Genomic DNA, 18368 nt, shown 5'->3' on the forward strand with positions numbered 1-18368 from the left:
GATTGAAGCGAATGGACACCGCGGTACAGACGTACGATCCCACGCCCGAACCGGCGCCGCGCACGCCGGGCAACGCACCGCAGTTGCGCACGCTGCTGCTGACCGACCTGGTCGATTCCACCGGCCTGGTCGAGCGCCTCGGCGACGAGCCCGCCAGCGAACTGTTCCGCGCCCACGACCGCCTGGTCCTGCAGTTGCAGCAGCTGTGGCGTGGCCGCCTAATCGACCGCTCCGACGGCCTGCTGCTGCTGTTCGAGCGCCCCATCGACGGCCTCGGCTTCGCACTCGACTACGCGCGCGGACTGATCGACCTGGGCAAGGCGCGCAACCTCGCATTGCGCGCGCGCGCCGGACTGCACGTGGGCGAAGTGCTGACCTGGCGCAACAGCGACGAGGCAGTAAGCATCGGCGCCAAGCCGCTGGAAGTCGAAGGCCTGGCCAAGCCGATCGCCGCGCGCCTGATGGCGATGGCGCGGCCCGGGCAGATCCTGCTGTCGGCGGTGGCCGAGCCGCTGGCGCATCGCGCCGCGCGCGAACTGGGCGAGCGCGGCCAGCACCTGGCGTGGAAATCCTGGGGGCGCTGGCGCTTCAAGGGCGTGCCCGAACCGCAGCAGGTCTTCGAAGTCGGCGAACCAGGCGTTGCCCCGCTGCGCATGCCGCCCAACACGCCCAAGGCCTGGCGCGACATACCGCTGTGGCGCCGGCCCGCCGCGCTGGCCGCGGAAGTCGCGCTGCTCGCCGGTGCGGCCCTGGGCGTGTGGTTCATCGCCCGGCCCGAGCCGGCGATCGCCTTCAACCAGCGCGACTGGGTCGTCGTCGGCGACCTGCGCAACCTTACCGGGCAGAGCGCGCTCGACGATTCGCTCGAGCAGGCGTTCCGCATCAGCCTCGAGCAGTCGCGCTACGTCAACGTACTGAGCGACCTCAAGGCGCGCGACACCCTGCAACGCATGCAGCGCGCGCCCGACACCGTGCTCGACCGCGCCGTGGCCTCCGAGATCGCGCTGCGCGACGGCGCGCGCGCGGTGATCCTGCCCACGGTCGCCGAAGTCGGCGGACGCGTGCGCGTGAGCGCCGAGGTCATCGACCCGCGCACCCAGACCACGGTGTATGCCGAGTCCGCGGAAGGCACCGGCATCGGATCGGCGCTGGAGTCCATAGACGACGTGACTGCCGCGCTGCGCGGCCAGCTCGGCGAGGCGCTGAAGTCGGTCGAGCGCGATTCCAAGCCGCTGCCGCAGGTGACGACGAAGAACCTGGACGCGTTGCGCGCGTATGCGCTGGCCGAACGCGCCTACCTGCATGGCGAATACCGCGACGCGCAGCAGTTCTACGAGCGGGCGACCGCGCTGGATCCGGAGTTCGCGCTGGCCTGGGTGGGCCAGATGCGGGTGAAGTACGCGCAATCGGACGCGCCGTCGGCGATCGCGTTCCTGCGGCGCGCCCAGGCGCTGCGGGAAAACCTGCCAGCGCGCGACGCCTTGTACCTGGACGCGTGGGCGGCCCGGTTCGATACCCCGGGGCAGGCGACGCAGAAGTGGGAGCAACTGGCGCGCCTGTATCCGGATTACGCGCAGGCACAGATGAACGCGGCGATGTGGCTGTTCGCGGAAAACCGCTACGACGCAGCCCTGGCCTACGCCGGCAAGGCGCTCGACTCGCGCAATGCCTTGCAGGGCATTGCCTACGACACGATCGGTCGCGCCCAACTGGGGCTCGGCCACTACGCCGAAGCGGGCAGGGCCTTCGACCGGGCCATGGCCGACGGCTACCGCAGCAGCCTGCGGCGCCGCGTGGCCGTCGCGGCGGCCGCGCGCAAGTTTCCCGAAGCGAACGCCCTGGCGGCGAAACTGGCTGTGGACGATCGCTACGCTGCCTTCGAACGGGCCAGTCTCGCCGTGGACCAGGCGCGCTGGCCCGACGCAGCCAGGTACGCCGACGCCGCGCTGGAGCAGGCGGAGAGTGCTGGCGGATTCGACAGTCGCAATTTCCCGGTACCCGCGGCAACCGCGGCGTGGATCGCCGGCGATCCCGAACCCGCGCGCGCCAAGGCGCAGCTTGCGGTCGATCGGGCCCTTGCCGCCCTGGCCGATACCCGCGATCCGGATGCCGAGGATGATGCCGCCGTCGCAATGGCCGCTTCGCTGCTGGCGTTGCGGCTGGGGGTCGACCAGCCTGCGAAGCGAACGCTGTCAGTGTTGGAGCAGCGCCCGGAGCTGGTGCAGGCGCCCAACCTGGCCGAGTTGCAGGCCCTGCTGCGGGCGGAATCGCTGCGAACCAGCGGGCACCCGCGGGATTCGATCCGCTTGCTGCGGCCATTCGTCAACGGCCACGAGCTCTATCAGACGCGCAGTGCGCTGCTCAGTGCCTATGTCGACGCGGAAGATCCGGCAGCGGCGCTGGAGCAGGCGCGCTGGCTGCAACAGCACCGCGGCAGGGCATACGCCGAACAGACCTGCGGCTACTGCATCCAGTTGCTCAACGTGGCCGACAGCAATCTCGCGGCCGTGAGCGAGGCGGAAATCCTCGTGGCGCTCGGGCGCCGGCCCGAGGCGGAAAAAGTACTGGAAAGCTTCGATCGGCGTTGGCCGACCGAAGCCCTGCCTACTCACTTGCGCGTGCGTCGCGCCAGGGTTTCGGCTTCGAGCGTGGGCGTGTTGTAGGCAAGCCCTTGCGTGAGCGTGGTGGTCAGTTCCTCCTTGGCGGCAAGGATCTGCTCCTTGCTGGCCAGCTGGCTGACGCTGCACGCGGAGAAGGGTTGCGGGAGCGACTCCGCCTGCGCGGACGCGAGGCTATCGCTGGCGTAGCCGATGGATTCCAGGGCAGCGGAAGGGTTCTCCTGGAACCTCTGGCGGAACCCGTCATCGGTGCCAAGAAGCTCGAGCAGCTTCCCGGCCGTCTCCGCATCGATAGGCGCGGTCTTCTTCGGTCCAGCCATTGCATTCCCCTGTAGTGGGCCCGCGAGGGCCAAGCAAGGGGAATCTAGCCCCAGACCCCGCGTGGAACAACTTCGCGGCGCGGCCGAACATCGCGTCCTTGCACGCTTCCCTGTCGCGAATCTCGGCCCGCGCCGCAGCGACCCCGGCCTCAAGGCCAGCCTTGAAATTCCCTGGAAACAAAGGTGTGGCGACGCGACTTCGGTTTGATTGAAAACCCGACCGTGGCCAACGCCGCGCGCGGATCGGAAAGGACGGGCGCTGCTCGACAGATCCAGCAAGCGCACTCCGACTCTTCCCGGTGGGCACGGTTGCTGGGGCGTGCTTCCCCTACCGGCAGTGTGCATCGGCCGGGATGGCGCCGGGCGCCTGTCTTGGTTCCATCGGCGCAGCGGATTGCCAGCACAATGCAGCCCGGGGAAGGACGAACGGGGTGGAGTGATGAAGGTTCGGCGCTGTGCGGTCGTATACCTGGAGCCGCGCGAGGAGGTCGGCTTCGATCTGCGGGAGCTTTTGAACGGCGGTGACGGCCTGCGTCGCGAACAGCGCTGGATCGCACTGGCCCCGCACGTGGGCGAGGAGGTCGAAGTCGACGCCGACGAGCGCGAACTGCTCGGCACGCTCAGCCCGGTCCGATGGGTCGATGCGGACATGTCGGATGCATGCACGCCGGCTGCGCTCGCGCGCCTGCTCGCACACGGCCTGGTGGTCAGCGACCACGAGGCCCACATCGCGTGGCGCCGGCGCGATGACGCGCAACGGTCGACGTACTGGCACCCGCTCGGCGCCACCCTGCATGCCTTCACCCGCTGGAGCGGCGTGGACGCGGTGCAGAACATGAAGGACAGCGGTACCGAAACCGCGGTGCAGATGCGCGAAGTGCTGGGCGCGCCGCCAACCGAAGCCGCGCGGCGCGTCGATGTCACGGCACAGCTTCCGTTGCCGCGCGCAGCGGCGACCGAGTTCGATCGCCTGCTCGCGCGGCGCGTCACCTGCCGCAATTTCGATCCCACGCGCGCGCTGCCGTTCGCCCTGTTCGCGCAGCTGCTGCAGCGGGTGTTCGCGGCGCAGGCGGAAGTGCGCGTCAGCGCCGACACGGTGTTCCTGAAGAAGAACGTGCCCTCGGGCGGCGGCCTGCACCCGATCGAGTGCTACCTGATCGTGCAGAACGTCGAAGGCGTGGCGCCCGGCCTGTACCACTACCAGGCGGTCGAGCATGCGCTGGAGCCGTTGCCGGTACCCGCGGGCCGCACCTGGGCGGAAGGCGGCTTGCGCACCTTCGTCCAGGACATGCTCGCGCAGCAGCACTGGTTCGCCGACGCGCACGTGGTGGTGCTGCTGTCGCCGCGCTTCGACCGCACGTTCTGGAAGTACCGCCAGCACGCCAAGGGCTACCGGGTCGTCGCCCTGGAGGCGGGCCACCTCTCGCAGGCCCTGTACCTGTCGGCGACGGACGCGGGCCTGGGCGCATTCATCACCGGGGCGATCAACGAGAAGGAGCTGGAAGCCGCATTCAGCTTGGATCCCGTGAAACAGGGCGCCCTGGCCGTCTGCGGCTTCGGCTGGCGGGCGGGCGTGATGACCACGGCGGAACTCGATCCGGACGCGCGGGTGTGGTCGGCGCCGTCGGTTCAGTGAACATGACTGCAGGCAGGCGACATTCGCCGACGCTCTCGGTAGGCTCTGACGCTCCCCACAGCGGTGTGTCATCCATGCGTGCGATTTTCCGGCGTCTTCTGGTGAGCTTCCTCTTCGCGGTTCCGTTGTGCGCCCTCGCCAGCGACATCCCGCAGGACCTCAATGCACTGCGCGTTCGCCAAGCCGAAATCAAGGCCGGGCTCGAAGCGCACAGCACCGGCGTCTACAAGGAAATGTCGGCCCAGTCGCGGGCCGAGTTGCTGGCCAGGCAGTCGGCCATGCTCGCGCTGCTCGAGGGCAAGCAGGCAGCGAGCGAGCTGACCGACAACCAGCAGGCCCAGGTTGCGCAGACCATCGCCTGGATCGACACCGAGCTGAAGCAGGCAGGTGACGAGCGCATGGTGTGCGAACGCCGCCAGATTCTCGGCAGCAATCGCAAGGAGCGTGTCTGCATGACCGCGGCCCAGATGCGCGCGCAGCGCGATGCGGCGCGGGATCGCATGGACCGCCGAAGCATCTGCGACGACTGCAAGGGCAATTGAGCCCACACCACGCTGTACAGGACGGGCGCCCGCTGGGCGCCCGTTTTCGTTGCAGGGCAGGGCGGAGCTGGCGGCGCGGGCCGGCATCGGGAGGCGCACGAGCGTATTGCGGTAGCTGCGGGCCGGGCGTAGTGTCGCCCCGCATCGCGACGATCGACCGGCGCCGTTGCGATAGGGAGGTTGCAGCCGGCCTCACATCATCCAGCGACGAGGAATGGACCAATGATCAAGCGCTACCTGATCGCCGCCTGTCTTGCCGCATTCGCGCAAACCGGACTTGCAGCGGAAGCCACCGAAGACGGACTGCAGGTGATCCTCCACCAGCAAGCCGAACTGCGCGCCGACCTGGAGGATGGCGGCATCGCCGGCCTGACCCCGCGCCAGAACGGCATCGTGCGCAAGGCGCAGGCGGAAGTCTTCGCCGTGACCGAGGGCAAGACGCGGCTGGAACAGCTGTCGATGGACGAGAAGATCCGCATGGAAAACGCGCTGGAGCGAATCAATGCGGAAGTGAAGAACAACCGTGCCGCCAGCGACGACCAGAACGTGTGCTGGCGCGAGCGGGCCAGCGGTTCGAAGATGAAGACCACCCGCTGCGGCACCAAGGCGGAGATGCGCGAGGCGCGCGAAGGCGCCCGCGACTACATGGAAAAGCCGAAGGTTTGCGTTCCCCCCGGGTGCGGCGGCAGCTGATCGCCTGGTTTTGCGGCCTTGGCCGCCGTAGCGGCCAGGCGGCAATCGCAGATGTGGAAAAGGGCGGGCGACCGCCCTTTCTTTTGTGCCCGCCAGCGTGATTGCCCGCCCGGGGAGGCAGGCGTAATGTCCTTCCCGGGTAGACAGATGCGGCCGGCGGCTGCCACTTCCGGTCGCAACGGGAGGCAAACATGAAAACCCTGGTATTAGCGCTCCTGCTTTCGCTTCCGGCAACGGTGGTCGCACAGGCGCCCGCCGCCGCCCAGCAAGCCGCGCCCGATTCGCTGCAGATCCTGGTCGACCAGCAACGCGCCTTGCGCGCGGACCTGGACGACGGTGGCATCGCAGGGCTCACCCCACGACAGAACAACATCGTGCGCAAGGCCCAGGACGAGTTCTTTGCGCTTACCCAAGGCAAGGCGCGGCTCGACGACCTGTCCATGGACGACAAGGTCCGCGTGGAAAATTCGCTCGAGCGGATCAACGCCGAGGTCAAGAACACGCGCACGGCCAGCGACGATCAGAACGTCTGCTGGCGCGAGCGGGTCAGCGGCTCCAACCTGAAGACGACGCGCTGCGGCACGAAGGCGGAAATGCGCGAGGCCCGTGAAGGTGCGCGCGACTTCCTCGACCGGCCCAAGGTATGCGGAGAGCAGTGCGGGGGCGGAGGTTCATAGCCGTTTGCCGGCGCCCGCTGCTGCGGGGCGGGCGCTCCGTTCGGCGCAACGGAAGCCGAGCGCTTCGGTGAGATGCGCGGTGCGGATCTGCGGCTCCGCGTCGAGGTCGGCAATGGTGCGCGCAACCCGCAGGATGCGATGGAGCGAGCGCGCCGAGAGCTGGAGCGCATCCACGGCGCGCTCCAGCAGCGCCTGGTCGGCTGGCGCCAGCCGGCACACCGTCATGGTGTCGCGCTGGTTGAGGCGCGCGTTGATCGTGCCCGTGCGCGTCAGCTGCAGCTCGCGGGCCCGGGCGACACGCGTGCGTACGTCCGCGCTGGTCTCGCCCGCCGGCTGCTCCGCCCGCAGCTCGGCCGGCGCCAGCCGTGGCACCTCCACGTGCAGGTCGATGCGGTCCAGCAGCGGCCCGGAAATGCGCGCGCGATAGCGGTGCACCGCTTCGCCGCCGCATCGGCAGCGGCCACTGGGATCGCCCGCCCAGCCGCACGGACAGGGGTTCATTGCGGCCACCAGCTGGAAACGCGCGGGAAACTCGCTGTGTCGCGCCGCGCGCGAGATCGTCACCACGCCGGACTCGAGCGGTTCGCGCAGGACTTCCAACGCCCGCCGGTCCCATTCCGGCAGCTCGTCCAGGAACAGCACGCCGTTGTGGGCGAGCGAGATCTCCCCCGGGCGCGGTTCGCCCCCGCCGCCGACCAGGGCGACGGCGCTGGCCGTGTGGTGCGGCGCGCGGAACGGCCGGTCGCGCCAGCGGGTCGGGTCCAGGCCACGCCCGCTGACCGATGCGATGGCCGCCGTCTCGAGCGCTTCGTCCTCGCTCGCCTCCGGCAACAATCCCGGCAGGCGCGACGCCAGCAGGGTCTTGCCGCAACCCGGCGGGCCCACGAACAGCAGGTGATGCCCACCGGCCGCGGCGACTTCCAGGGCACGGCGCGCATGCGCCTGGCCGCGGACGTCGGCCAGGTCCACCGTTGCCGTGCACTGCATCGGCAAGGCCTGCGCCGGCGGCAGCTGTTTGCGGCCGTCGAGCATCGCGCACACTTCCAGCAGCGTGCGCGCGGTATGCACTTCCACCTGCGACGCGAGCGCGGCTTCGGCGCCATTGCCCTCGGGCACGACCAGCTTGCGGCCCGCCTGTGCGGCCGCGAGGGCGGCGGGCAGGGCGCCGTCGACCGCGCGCAGTTCCCCGGTGAGGCCCAGCTCGCCGAGGAACTCGAACTCGTTGAGCGCCTGCAGCGGTATCTGGCCGCTGGCTGCCAGGATGCCCAGCGCGATCGGCAGATCGAAGCGCCCGCCGTCCTTGCGCAGGTCGGCGGGCGCCAGGTTCACGGTGATCACGCGCGCGGGGAATTCGTACTGCGCGCAGGTGATCGCCGCGCGCACGCGGTCCTTGGCTTCGCGCACCGCCGCTTCCGGCAGGCCGACCAGCGAGAAGCGCGGCAAACCGCCGGCGAGGTGCACTTCGACGCGGACCGCCGGCGCACGCACGCCCGTTCGCGCACGGCTGTGCACGAGAGCCAGGTTCATGGGGTCGACTCAGTGGTGCGGCGGTTGCGCCGCGCCGGCGCCTAGCTGCGCTTCCAGCTCGGCGACGGTGCGCTGCAGTTCTTCCAGCTTCTCGCGGGTGCGCAGCAGCACGGCGCGCTGCACTTCGAATTCCTCGCGCGTCACGAGGTCGAGCTTGGCCAGGCCCGACTGCAGCACCGACTTGAAGTTCTGCTGGAGTTCTTCCTGACCCTCGCGCAGGCCGGGCGGCACCAGCGAGCTGAGGCGGCGGGCGAGGTCGTCGAGATGGCTGAGGTCGATCATGGGTTTGGCTCCTTCGGCGTTGGGTCCAGCGTGGACCGGGGGCCGAAGCGGCGCACTCGGCCGAAGCCTTGGCGCGGGGTAGGAAACATCCGATGCCGCCATTGTAGGTCACGGCCCGATCCAGGCTTCACGCCGCATGCAGCGCCGGCGCTCGCCGGCCACCGCCGCGCGGCTTATCCTCCTCGCGCAAGCCAGGGAGACATGCGATGAAGATGGTCATGGCGGTGATCAAGCCGTTCAAGCTCGACGACGTGCGCGAAGCGCTGGCCGAAGCCGGTGTCGCGGGCATCACCGCCACCGAGGTCAAGGGGTTCGGTCGCCAGAAGGGCCACACCGAGCTCTACCGCGGCGCCGAGTACGTGGTCGACTTCCTGCCCAAGATCAAGCTCGAGGTCGCGGTTACCGACGATCAGGCCGATGCGGTGGTCGAAGCGATCATGAAGGCCGCCGGCACCGGCAAGATAGGCGATGGCAAGATCTTCGTCTGGGACCTGGACCGGGTGGTGCGCATCCGCACCGGCGAAATGGACGGCGACGCGCTCTGACCCAGCCGCGGTCGCGCCGCCCGCCGGATCAGATCTCGACGGCCACGCGGTTGCGGCCGGCTTCCTTCGCCCGGTACAGCGCGGCGTCGGCGCGATCGATCACGTCGTGCACGCCGTCGTCGTGCGCACGCAGCAGCGCCAGGCCGAGGCTGATGGTGACGTTGAGTTCCTCGGCGATGTCCGACAGGTCGAGGCGATGCACGCTGTCGCGCAGGCGTTCGGCGACGATCAGGGCGGCGTCGGGCGAGGTATTCGGCAGCAGGACGATGAATTCCTCGCCGCCCATGCGCCCGAGCAGGTCCTTCTGCCGCAGCACCGACTCGCACGCGCGCGCCACGCGCACCAGCACCTGGTCGCCGCCGGCATGGCCGTGGCCGTCGTTGATGCGCTTGAACCAGTCGAGGTCGAAGGTCAGCACCGCCAGCGGTTCGCCCAGTGCGCGCGCATGCTCGACCGCCTGCTCGGCGGCGACCTCGACGTGGCGGCGATTGGCGACGCCGGTGAGTGCATCGGTGAGGGCCAGCTTGTTGATCCTGCGCATGCTGCGCAGCTGGCGCAGGAACAGGCCCAGCAGCAGCACCATCAACAGGGCGATGCTGATCAATGCCGCGACCTGCCAGCGATTGGCGCGCTCGATAGCCTGCAGCCGCTGCTGCTGGCTGCGCCGCTCGGCCTGCAGGCGGGCGTTCTCGAGGTCGCGGCGCGCGGTGTCGAACTGGTACTGCAGCAGCAGCGACTGCTGCGTGCGCGCGTCGTCGTTGAGCTTGCGGCGGCCGGTGCGTTCGAGCTTCAGGTCGTCCATCGCCGCGCGGTAGTCGCCCAGCGCCTCGTGGCTGAGCGCGCGGGCGGCGTACAGGTCGACCTGGTAGCGCAGGTTGGGATCGGCATCGAACGCGCGCGTTGCGCGGTCGTAGTGGTCGAGGGCCTGCCGGTCCTCGCCGCGGCCGGCGAGGACCATGCCCTCGAGCAGCTGCAGCATGGCCTCGTTGGACCGGTCGCCGACGCGCTCAAAGCCGATGCGCGCGGTCGCCAGCGCGGTTTCCGCACCGCTGAAATCGCCCTTCTTCACCAGCGCCGAGCCCATCGCGAGGTGGCCGGCGGCCACGTCGTACTCGAGCCCGTGCTCGGCGGCGACATCGATCGCGCGGCGCAGCACGGCCAGGGCCTCGTCGTGGTGGCCCAGGTCCTCGTGCAGGAAGCCCGTCTGCAGCAGGGCGACCGACAGCAGCCCCGGATCGCCCTGGCGCTCGGCGAATGCCACGCCCTGGCGCAGGTACTCCAGCGCCTTGGCGTGGTCGCCCATGCGCCGGTACGCCGCGGCGATGTCGCCGAGGCCGGCTTCGGCCTCGCGGCGCAGGCCGGCGCCGGTGTAGACGCGCTGCGCTTCGAGGAAGTCGGAGAGGGCTGCGGCCTGCTGCCCCAGCAGCGAGCGCAGGCTGCCGCGGTGGACGAGCGCCTGCGCCAGCAGGCGCGGGTCGTCGTGCTTGCGGGCCAGGGCGAGCGCGGCCTCGACCGTGGTGATCGACTGCGAGGTCTGGCCGGAACCGTCGATGTAATTGGCCTCGCACAGGCCGAAGCGGATCTGTTCGCCCACGTCGCGCAGCCGCAGCGCGTCGCGCATGCCCGCCCGCGCGAACGCCAGCCCGACGGCCGGCTGGCCCAGGTCGTCGTAATCGCAACGGAAGCCGCGCAGGCGCAGTTCGCGCCGGGCGTCGTCCCTGGGGCGCAGCGCTGCCAGGCGCGCCACGACCTCGCGGACCTGCTGCGGCCCGGACACGACGAGGTCGCCGCGTTCAATCTGTTCGATCAGGCGATCGAACTGCCCGCCATCCGGCGCGGTGCCGAAACCGGCCAGTTGCTGCGCGTTGTCGCGCGCAAGGGCCTGCGCTGGCGCGCTCGCGGAAGCGCACCAGCCGAACACGGCCAGCAGGTAGACGAACCCCAAAGTGCGCAAGACATCCCCCCGGATCGAGCGCAGACGGCGCATGTGCCGTCCGGCGGGCACCGTAACACACGCCTACCGCGGGGCTTGAGACGCACGGCGCTGTTCCGCCGCCGTTGGTCCGCGAGGGCTTATTCGCCCAGTGCGGCGGCGACGAAGGGCGGGGACACCAGCGCGCCCTGGTGGATGCCGGCGCTGTAGTACTTGGTGTCGAACGGCCGCGCGTCCGCATCGGCGGCGCGGAAGTCGAAACCGCCGCCCTTGCGCGCCAGGGTGCAGGACCACCAGCCGGTCGGATAGCACGGCTGCGGGAAAGGCAGGGTCTTGAAGGTGGTGAAGCCGGCCTTGCCCATCTCGCCGCGCATTTCCTTGATCAGGTCGAGCAGCACCAGCGGCGACTCGGACTGCTGGACCAGGATGCCGTCGTCCTTCAGCGCCTTGAAGCAGCTCTGGTAGAAGGCCTTGTTGAACAGGCCCTCGGCCGGACCGACCGGATCGGTCGAGTCGACGATGACGATGTCGACGCTGCCCGGGGCGCAGTTGGCCATGTAGGCGATGCCGTCGTCGAACAGCAGCTGCGCGCGCGGGTCGTTGTTGGAATCGCACAGCTCCGGGAACCACTTCTCGGCCATGCGCGTCACCTGCTCGTCGATGTCGCACTGCACGGCCTTCTCCACGCCCCTGTGCTTGAGCACTTCGCGCAGGGTGCCGCAGTCGCCGCCGCCGATGATCACGACGTGCTTCGGATTGGCGTGGGTGAACAGCGCCGGGTGCGACATCATCTCGTGGTAGAGGAAGTTGTCGCGCGCGGTCAGCATCATCGCCCCGTCGATGAGCATCAGGTTGCCCCAGTCGGTGCTCTCGTAGATCTCGATGAACTGGAACGGCGACTGCACCTCGTCCAGCTTCTTCGTGATCCGGTAGCCGATGGCCGAGCCGGCGCGCTCGAAGTTCTCGTAATGCCAGGAGGTGTCGGTGGTCATCGCAGGCTCCGCTGTGCCGGATCGGGGGGGGCGCGGATTGTAACGGACGCTTGCAGTGGGTCCGGTTACGACGCTGTCGCCAACGCCCAGGGCCGGGGCCTTCGGCCGCTGCGGGCGCGGCAGCGAAGACGGCGTCTGCGGGCGAATCGCGGCGCGGCGTTAGAATGCGCGCCTGCTCGTACCCCGCTTTTCCTCCCCCGTTCGCTACAGGAAGCATGCCGATGACCGCCTGGTCGCTCGACCACGCCCGCAGGACCTACTCGATTCCGCACTGGTCGGAGGGTTACTTCGATGTCGACGCGGCCGGCCGCATCACCGTGGCGCCGCGCGGGCCGCAGGGCCCGTCGATCCCGCTGCCGGAAGTGATCGACAAGGCCAGGGCGCAGGGCGCGAAGCTGCCCCTGCTGGTGCGCTTCCCCGACATCCTCGGCGACCGCCTGCGCAAGTTGCAGGGTGCCTTCGCCCAGGCGATGGGCGACTGGGACTACGCCGGCGGCTACACCGCGGTCTATCCGATCAAGGTCAACCAGCACGCGGGCGTGGCCGGCACCCTGGCCTCGCACCACGGCGAAGGCTTCGGCCTGGAAGCCGGCAGCAAGCCGGAACTGATGGCGGTGCTGGCGCTGTCGCGTCCGGGCGGACTGATCGTCTGCAACGGCTACAAGGACCGCGAGTACATCCGCCTGGCCCTGATCGGCCGCAAGCTCGGACTCGAGACCTTCATCGTCGTGGAGAAGCCGTCCGAACTGCCGCTGATCATCGAAGAAGCGCGCGCGCTGGGGGTGAAGCCCGGCCTCGGCGTGCGCATGCGCCTGGCCTCGCTGGGCGCCGGCAAATGGCAGAACAGCGGCGGCGACAAGGCCAAGTTCGGGCTCTCGCCGCGCCAGGTACTGGACCTGTGGAAGGAATTGCGCGACGCCGGCCTGGAGGACTGCCTGGGCCTGCTGCATTTCCACATGGGCTCGCAGATCTCCAACGTGCGCGACATCGCCAACGGCATGCGCGAGGCGACGCGCTACTTCGTCGAACTGTCCGTGCTCGGCGCCAAGGTGCGCTACATGGACGTCGGCGGCGGCCTCGGCATCGACTACGAAGGCACGCGTTCGCGCAGCTACTGCTCGATCAACTACGGCGTGAACCAGTACGCCTCCAGCATCGTGCAGCCGCTGGCCGAGGCCTGCGAGGAATACGGCCTGCCGCCGCCGCGCGTGATCACCGAATGCGGCCGCGCGATGACCGCGCACCACGCGGTGCTGGTTGCCAACGTGTCGGAAGTCGAGCAGGCGCCGGAAGGCCGCGTGCCCGACCAGCACGACGACGAGCCGGCGGTGATCCGCCACCTGCGCGAGATCCACGCCGAGATCGATGCGCGCCCGGCGGTGGAGCTGTTCCATGAGGCGCAGCACCACCACAGCGAAGGCCTGTCGCTGTACGCGCTGGGCCAGATCGACCTGACCCACCGCGCGCGCATCGACGACCTGTTCTACGCGATCGCGCACGCGGTGCGCGCGCGCCTGAGCTACGACGAGAAGAGCCACCGCGACCTGCTCGACGAACTCAACGACCGCCTGGTCGACAAGTACTTCGTCAATTTCAGCGTGTTCGAGTCGATGCCGGACGTGTGGGCGATCGACCAGGTGTTCCCGATCGCGCCGATCGAGCGCCTGGACGAGGCGCCGACCCGGCGCGGGGTGATCGCCGACATGACCTGCGACTCCGACGGCATGATCGATACCTATGTCGAGACCGAAGGCCTGGACAGTTCGCTGCCGCTGCACGAGATGCGGCACGGCGAGTCGTACCGGCTCGGCTTCTTCCTGGTCGGTGCGTACCAGGAGATCCTCGGCGACATCCACAACCTGTTCGGCGACACCGACGCGGTCGAGGTGCACCTGGACGGCGACGGCTACGCGATGAGCCAGCAGCGCCGCGGCGACACCGCCGACGTGATGCTCGACTACGTCGGCTACCAGCTGGCCGACCTGCGCGCGGCGTATCGCGGCAAGGTCGCGGCGGCGCACCTGCCGGCCGACGAAGCCGAGCGCATGAACGCCGCGCTGGAAGCCGGCCTCACCGCCTACACCTACCTCAGCGACGAGCCGCTGGCGTGAGCGCGGGCGACGACGGCGGTCGCAAGCGCTACCTGGTGCTCACGCTGCGCACGCCGCAGTTCGACCCGGCCACGCTGGTGCCGCACCGCGAGCACCTCGACCGCCTGCGCCTGAACGGACAGCTCGAGCTGTCCGGTCCGTTCGCCGACCGCAGCGGCGGCGCCTACCTCGTGCGTGCCGGCGATTTCGCCGAGGCCCAGGCCATTGCCTTCAGCGACCCGGTGCACGTCAGCGGGTCGTCGAAGGTGATGGTGTACGAGTGGATCGTCGCCTAACAGCGAAGAATTCGAGGGACGTCGCGCTCAGGCGTCGCGCGCGACCTGGAAGCCGGCGAACGACTGGCTTACCGGCATCATTTCCAGCCGGTTGACGTTGAGGTGCGGCGGCAGCGTCGCGATCCAGAAGATGGTGTCGGCGATGTCCTGCGCGGTCATCGGCTGCGCGCCCTGGTACAGCGCATCCGAGGCGGCCTGGTCGCCGTGCGTGCGCACCAGGGTGAATTCGGTTTCGGCCATGCCCGGTTCGAGCGTGGTCACGCGCACGCCGGTGCCGTGCAGGTCGCTGCGCAGGCCGAGCGAGAACTGGCTGACGAAGGCCTTGGTGCCGCCGTAGACGTTGCCGCCGGGATACGGGTAGCTGGCCGCGGTCGAACTGATGTTGACGATCGCGCCGCGGCGTTCGATCAGGGTCGGCAGGACGCGACGGGTCAGCGTGACCAGCGCGGTGATGTTGGTGTCGATCATGCGCTGCCAGTCGTCCAGGCGCGCATCCTGCGCAGGCCGGGTGCCCTGCGCGAGGCCGGCGTTGTTGACCAGCAGGTCGATGCCGCGGAAGGCCTCGGGCAGCGCGTCCATGGCCGCGTTCATTGCCTGCGCGTCGCGGATGTCGAACGCCGCGGCATGCACGCGGTCGGCGCCGAGTTCGTCCACCAGCGACTGCAGTCGGTCCGCGCGGCGGCCGGTGGCGACCACGTTCCAGCCGCCGGCGACGAAGCGGCGGGCGGCGGCGGCGCCGAAGCCGGAGGTGGCGCCGGTGATCAGGGCGGTTTTCGACATCGACGCGTCTCCGGACTGGACCTGCTTACTTCACCTTGATCGCCAGCGCCTGCAGACCGCCGGACGAGAGCTTGCGCTTGGCTTCGGCCAGGTCGCCGGCGGTGCCATAGGGCCCCATGCGCACGCGATACACCGTTGCGCCCTTGATCTCGGCGGATTCAACGCGCGCGCCCAGGCCGAGCAGCGCGATCTTCGCCTTCAGTTCCTCGGCCTGGCCGGACGCCTGGAACGCGCCGGCCTGGAGCAGGTAGCGGGTGTTGTCGTCGAGCGCCGACGCAGGCGAAGTCGCCGTTGCCGTCGAAGGCGCGGGTGCCGCCGCCTTCACGCCCGGGGCCGGGGTGGTCGCGGCCGGGCGCGGCACCTGCGCGGCCGTTGCCGCTGCGCTCTCGTCGACGGGCTTGGGCAGGGCTTCGTGTGCGGCGGTGTCGGCCGGTTCCGCGGTGGGTGCCTGGGCCTGCTTCTGCCGTGCCGCCTCGCGCTGGGCCTCGGCGCGCTCGGTGGCCGCGATCTCGGCATCGCTCAGCGGCACTTCCTTGCCCGGCAGCAGGGTGTAGAAGTCGTACTGCTCGTCGTTCTTGTCCGCCTTGTCCTTGTCCTTGTCCTTGCCCGGCTTCGGCGCGGGCGTGTCGCCCTCGGGCGCCACCGCGTCCTCGTCCTCGGCGACCGCCACCGGCTGCGCATCGGGATTGGGCTGCGGACGGAAGAAGCCGTCGCCATCGGACTTGAGGTACTTGGGCAGCACGGCCATCGCCACTACCGCCAGCAGCACGCCCAGTACCAGCCAGGCCCAGCCGGGAATGCTGTTGCTGCTGCCGCCACTGCGCCGTGCCTGCGACTTGCCACGCTTTGCTGCCACTTCGTTCTGCCTTGGGGCGATGCCGCCCTCGTGTTCGTTGCCAGTGTTGCCGGGTGAATCCTAACGGTGGACGCGCTTACATCACTTCCGGCGCGCTCACGCCCAGCAGTTCCAGGCCGTTGGCCAGCACCTGCCGCGTCGCCAACGCCAGCACCAGGCGCGCGTCGCGCAGGTTGGCGTCGTCGACCAGGAACTGGTGGTCGTTGTAATACGTCTGGAAGGTCTGCGCGAGTTCGAGCAGGTACACGGCGATCTGGTGTGGTTCCAGGTCGCGACCGGCCATCTCGACCACGTCGGGATAGCGCAGCAGCGTGGTGACGAGTTCGCGCGCGCTGTCGTCGTCGAGGTCGAGCGGCTGCGCCAGGCCGTTGGCCTGGTCGAACGACAGGCCGCGCTCCTTGAGCTGGCGGGTCAGGCCGTGCATGCGCGCGTGCGAGACCTGCACGTAGTACACCGGGTTGTCGAGCGACTGGCTGCGCGCGAAGTCGATGTCGAAGGTGAGCTGCGAGTCGGGCTTGCGCGCGATCAGGAACCAGCGCGTCGCATCCTTGCCGACCTCTTCGATCAGGTCGCGCAGGGTCAGGTAACTGCCGGCACGCTTGGACAGCTTCACTTCCTCGCCGCCGCGCATCACCGTGACCATCTGGTGCAGCACGTACTCCGGCCAGCCCGTGGGAATGCCGCAGTCCAGCGCCTGCAGGCCGGCCAGCACGCGATTGAGCGAGCCGTGGTGGTCGGCGCCCAGTTCGGTGATCGCGCGCTCGTAGCCGCGCAGCCACTTGCTGCGGTGGTAAGCGACGTCCGGCACGAAGTACGTGTAGGTGCCGTCGGACTTGCGCATCACGCGGTCCTTGTCGTCCCCGAAATCAGTGGTGCGCAGCCACAGCGCGCCGCCTTCCTCGTAGGTGTGGCCATGGGCGACCAGCTCGCGCACGGTCTCGTCGACCTTGCCGTCGGTGTAGAGCGAGCTCTCGAGGAAATACACGTCGAAGCCGACGCCGTACGCGGCGAGGTCGCCGTTCTGCTCGCGGCGCAGGTAGGCAACGGCGAACTGGCGGATCGCGTCGAGGTCGTTGGGATCCTTCGCGCCGACCACGGTGTGGCCTTCGACTTCGACGCTGTCGCCGCGCAGGTACGCATTGGCGACGTCGACGATGTAGTCGCCGCGGTAGCCGTCCTGGGGCCAGCCGGCGTCGTCCGGACCCTTGCCCTGCGCGCGCGCCTGCACCGAGATGGCGAGGTTGTTGATCTGCGCGCCGGCGTCGTTGTAGTAGAACTCGCGCTTCACGCTCCAGCCGTTGGCATCGAGCACGCGCGCGATGCAGTCACCGATCACCGCGGCGCGGCCGTGGCCGACATGCAACGGGCCGGTCGGATTGGCCGAGACATATTCGACCCCGGCGGTGTGGCCCTTGCCGGAGTCATTGCGGCCGTAGCGCGGGCCCTGCGCGAGTACCTCGCCGACCTGCGCGCGCCAGGCGGCCTCGGCGACGAAGAAGTTGATGAAACCCGGGCCGGCGATCTCGACCCTGGCGATCGCGTCGTTCTCGGGCAGCGCGTCGACCAGCGCCTGCGCGATCGCGCGCGGGTTCGACTTGGCCGGCTTGGCCAGCAGCATGGCCGCGTTGCTGGAGAAATCGCCCTGGGCGCGGGTCTTGGGGCGCTCGATCACGAAGTCGGGCGTGGCCAGATCGGCGGGGATCGTGCCGGCGGCGCGCAGGGAATCGATGGCCTGCGCGACCAGCGCGCGGAGGGTGGATTTCACGGGATTTTTCGGCGGTGTAGCGGGCCGGGCATTGTACGCGAGCGCCAGCGGCGGCCGCGCCGTGCGCGCGCGCCGGGCTGAGGCCAGGGCGCCGGTCGCGGGCGCCCGCAATCGGACGCCGCCCGCCCCTAGACCCAGCCGCGGGCGGCCAGCGACACCGGGGCGCCATCGCCGATGACGAAATGGTCCAGCAGTCGCAGGTCCACCAGCGCCAGGGCCTGCTTCAACCGCGCGGTGACCGCGCGATCGGCGGCGGACGGTTCCGGGTTTCCGCTCGGATGGTTGTGGGCAACGATCACCGCGGCCGCGTTGTGGCCCAGGGCACGCCGGACGACTTCACGCGGGTGCACCTCGGCGCCGTCGAGCGTGCCCTGGAACAGTTCCTCGAAGGCGAGCACGCGGTGGCGGGTATCCAGGAAGAGCGCCGCGAACACCTCGTGCGGCAGGCCACGCAGGCGCTGGGCGAAATAGCGCCCGGCGGACTGCGGATCGGCCAGCGCGGCGCCGCGCTTGAGCTCCGCGTGCAGCAGGCGGCGGCTCAGCTCCAGCGCGGCGGCAAGGGTGCAGGCGCGCGCCGGTCCCAACCCGCGCAGCCGCTGCAGCTCGCGCGGGGAGCGCTCGAGCAGCGTGCGCAGCGGGCCGTGTTGGGTCAGCAGTTCCCGCGCCGTGGCCACCGCATCGCGGCCGCGCAGCCCGGAGCCGAGGAACAATGCGAGCAGCTCCGCATCGGACAGCGCGGCCGCGCCGCGGGCCAGCAATTTTTCGCGGGGGCGTTCGCTGGCTGGCCAGTCGCGGATGTGCATCTTCACTCGCCGG

The 18368-nt window shown here is 69.7% G+C and carries 16 protein-coding genes and 1 pseudogene; 8 read left to right on the forward strand and 9 right to left on the reverse strand.

Features of this window, described 5'->3' with window-relative positions; translation table 11 throughout:
- The first annotated feature begins 1 nt into the window (after position 1).
- Positions 2 to 2663 (forward strand): annotated as a pseudogene (locus BP05_RS12065) (putative peptide modification system cyclase).
- On the opposite strand, the gene BP05_RS12070 reads toward BP05_RS12065, so the two are convergent.
- Positions 2609 to 2938: an NHLP-related RiPP peptide gene (locus BP05_RS12070; protein WP_496363754.1), complete on the reverse strand. Its 330-nt coding sequence runs from the start codon at positions 2936 to 2938 to the stop codon at positions 2609 to 2611. The pseudogene BP05_RS12065 and the gene BP05_RS12070 overlap by 55 nt on opposite strands.
- A gap of 439 nt (positions 2939 to 3377) precedes the next feature.
- Here BP05_RS12070 and BP05_RS12075 point away from each other — a divergent pair, with 439 nt between their 5' ends.
- The 4 genes from BP05_RS12075 to BP05_RS12090 all read left to right on the forward strand — a co-directional run bounded on the left by BP05_RS12075 (position 3378) and on the right by BP05_RS12090 (position 6486).
- A complete protein-coding gene (locus tag BP05_RS12075) occupies positions 3378 to 4574 on the forward strand; it encodes a putative peptide maturation dehydrogenase (RefSeq protein ID WP_496363756.1) in 1197 nt (398 codons plus the stop codon).
- A gap of 74 nt (positions 4575 to 4648) precedes the next feature.
- Positions 4649 to 5116 carry a hypothetical protein gene (locus BP05_RS12080; protein ID WP_496363758.1) on the forward strand — a complete coding sequence of 156 codons (468 nt, stop codon included), beginning with the start codon at positions 4649 to 4651 and terminating at the stop codon, positions 5114 to 5116.
- Between the two features lie 222 nt (positions 5117 to 5338).
- A complete protein-coding gene (locus tag BP05_RS12085; protein WP_496363760.1) occupies positions 5339 to 5809 on the forward strand; it encodes a hypothetical protein in 471 nt (156 codons plus the stop codon).
- Between the two features lie 191 nt (positions 5810 to 6000).
- Entirely contained in the window at positions 6001 to 6486 is a 486-nt protein-coding gene (locus BP05_RS12090; protein ID WP_496363762.1) for a hypothetical protein, read from the forward strand.
- On the opposite strand, the gene BP05_RS12095 is transcribed toward BP05_RS12090, so the two are convergent.
- Both BP05_RS12095 and ubiK read right to left on the reverse strand, forming a co-directional pair.
- The gene (locus BP05_RS12095) at positions 6481 to 8013 is read right to left on the reverse strand and encodes a YifB family Mg chelatase-like AAA ATPase (RefSeq protein WP_496363764.1); all 1533 of its coding nucleotides are present in this window, start codon (positions 8011 to 8013) and stop codon (positions 6481 to 6483) included. The two genes, BP05_RS12090 and BP05_RS12095, sit on opposite strands and share 6 nt — an antisense overlap.
- 9 nt (positions 8014 to 8022) lie before the next feature.
- On the reverse strand, positions 8023 to 8295 hold the full coding sequence (ubiK, locus tag BP05_RS12100; RefSeq protein ID WP_496363766.1) for a ubiquinone biosynthesis accessory factor UbiK: 273 nt from the start codon (positions 8293 to 8295) through the stop codon (positions 8023 to 8025).
- Positions 8296 to 8501: 206 nt separating this feature from the next.
- Here ubiK and BP05_RS12105 point away from each other — a divergent pair, with 206 nt between their 5' ends.
- On the forward strand, positions 8502 to 8840 hold the full coding sequence (locus BP05_RS12105) for a P-II family nitrogen regulator (protein WP_496363768.1): 339 nt from the start codon (positions 8502 to 8504) through the stop codon (positions 8838 to 8840).
- A 28-nt stretch (positions 8841 to 8868) separates the two neighbouring features.
- Here the strand turns inward: BP05_RS12105 and BP05_RS12110 are convergent, their stop codons facing one another.
- Positions 8869 to 10794 (reverse strand): diguanylate cyclase, encoded by a 1926-nt coding sequence (locus BP05_RS12110; RefSeq protein ID WP_496363770.1) that lies wholly within the window; start codon positions 10792 to 10794, stop codon positions 8869 to 8871.
- A 119-nt stretch (positions 10795 to 10913) separates the two neighbouring features.
- Positions 10914 to 11765, reverse strand: a complete 852-nt coding sequence (gene speE, locus BP05_RS12115) for a polyamine aminopropyltransferase (RefSeq protein ID WP_496363772.1) — start codon at positions 11763 to 11765, stop codon at positions 10914 to 10916.
- 221 nt (positions 11766 to 11986) lie between these two features.
- On the opposite strand from speE, the gene speA reads away from it, so the two are divergent.
- Positions 11987 to 13876: an arginine decarboxylase gene (gene speA, locus BP05_RS12120; protein ID WP_496363774.1), complete on the forward strand. Its 1890-nt coding sequence runs from the start codon at positions 11987 to 11989 to the stop codon at positions 13874 to 13876.
- Positions 13873 to 14151, forward strand: a complete 279-nt coding sequence (locus BP05_RS12125) for a YciI family protein (RefSeq protein ID WP_496363776.1) — start codon at positions 13873 to 13875, stop codon at positions 14149 to 14151. The genes speA and BP05_RS12125 overlap by 4 nt, the downstream gene beginning before the upstream one ends.
- 27 nt (positions 14152 to 14178) lie before the next feature.
- Here the strand turns inward: BP05_RS12125 and BP05_RS12130 are convergent, their stop codons facing one another.
- The 4 genes from BP05_RS12130 to radC all read right to left on the reverse strand — a co-directional run bounded on the left by BP05_RS12130 (position 14179) and on the right by radC (position 18355).
- Complete coding sequence (locus BP05_RS12130; protein WP_496363778.1) at positions 14179 to 14931, reverse strand: SDR family NAD(P)-dependent oxidoreductase; 753 nt, start codon at positions 14929 to 14931, stop codon at positions 14179 to 14181.
- A gap of 25 nt (positions 14932 to 14956) precedes the next feature.
- Positions 14957 to 15787 carry an SPOR domain-containing protein gene (locus BP05_RS12135; RefSeq protein WP_496363780.1) on the reverse strand — a complete coding sequence of 277 codons (831 nt, stop codon included), beginning with the start codon at positions 15785 to 15787 and terminating at the stop codon, positions 14957 to 14959.
- A gap of 76 nt (positions 15788 to 15863) precedes the next feature.
- Positions 15864 to 17552 carry an arginine--tRNA ligase gene (gene argS, locus BP05_RS12140; protein ID WP_496363782.1) on the reverse strand — a complete coding sequence of 563 codons (1689 nt, stop codon included), beginning with the start codon at positions 17550 to 17552 and terminating at the stop codon, positions 15864 to 15866.
- Positions 17553 to 17680: 128 nt separating this feature from the next.
- Entirely contained in the window at positions 17681 to 18355 is a 675-nt protein-coding gene (gene radC, locus BP05_RS12145; RefSeq protein WP_496363783.1) for a RadC family protein, read from the reverse strand.
- Positions 18356 to 18368: the final 13 nt, after the last annotated feature.

The organism is Lysobacter oryzae DSM 21044 (assembly GCF_059568595.1).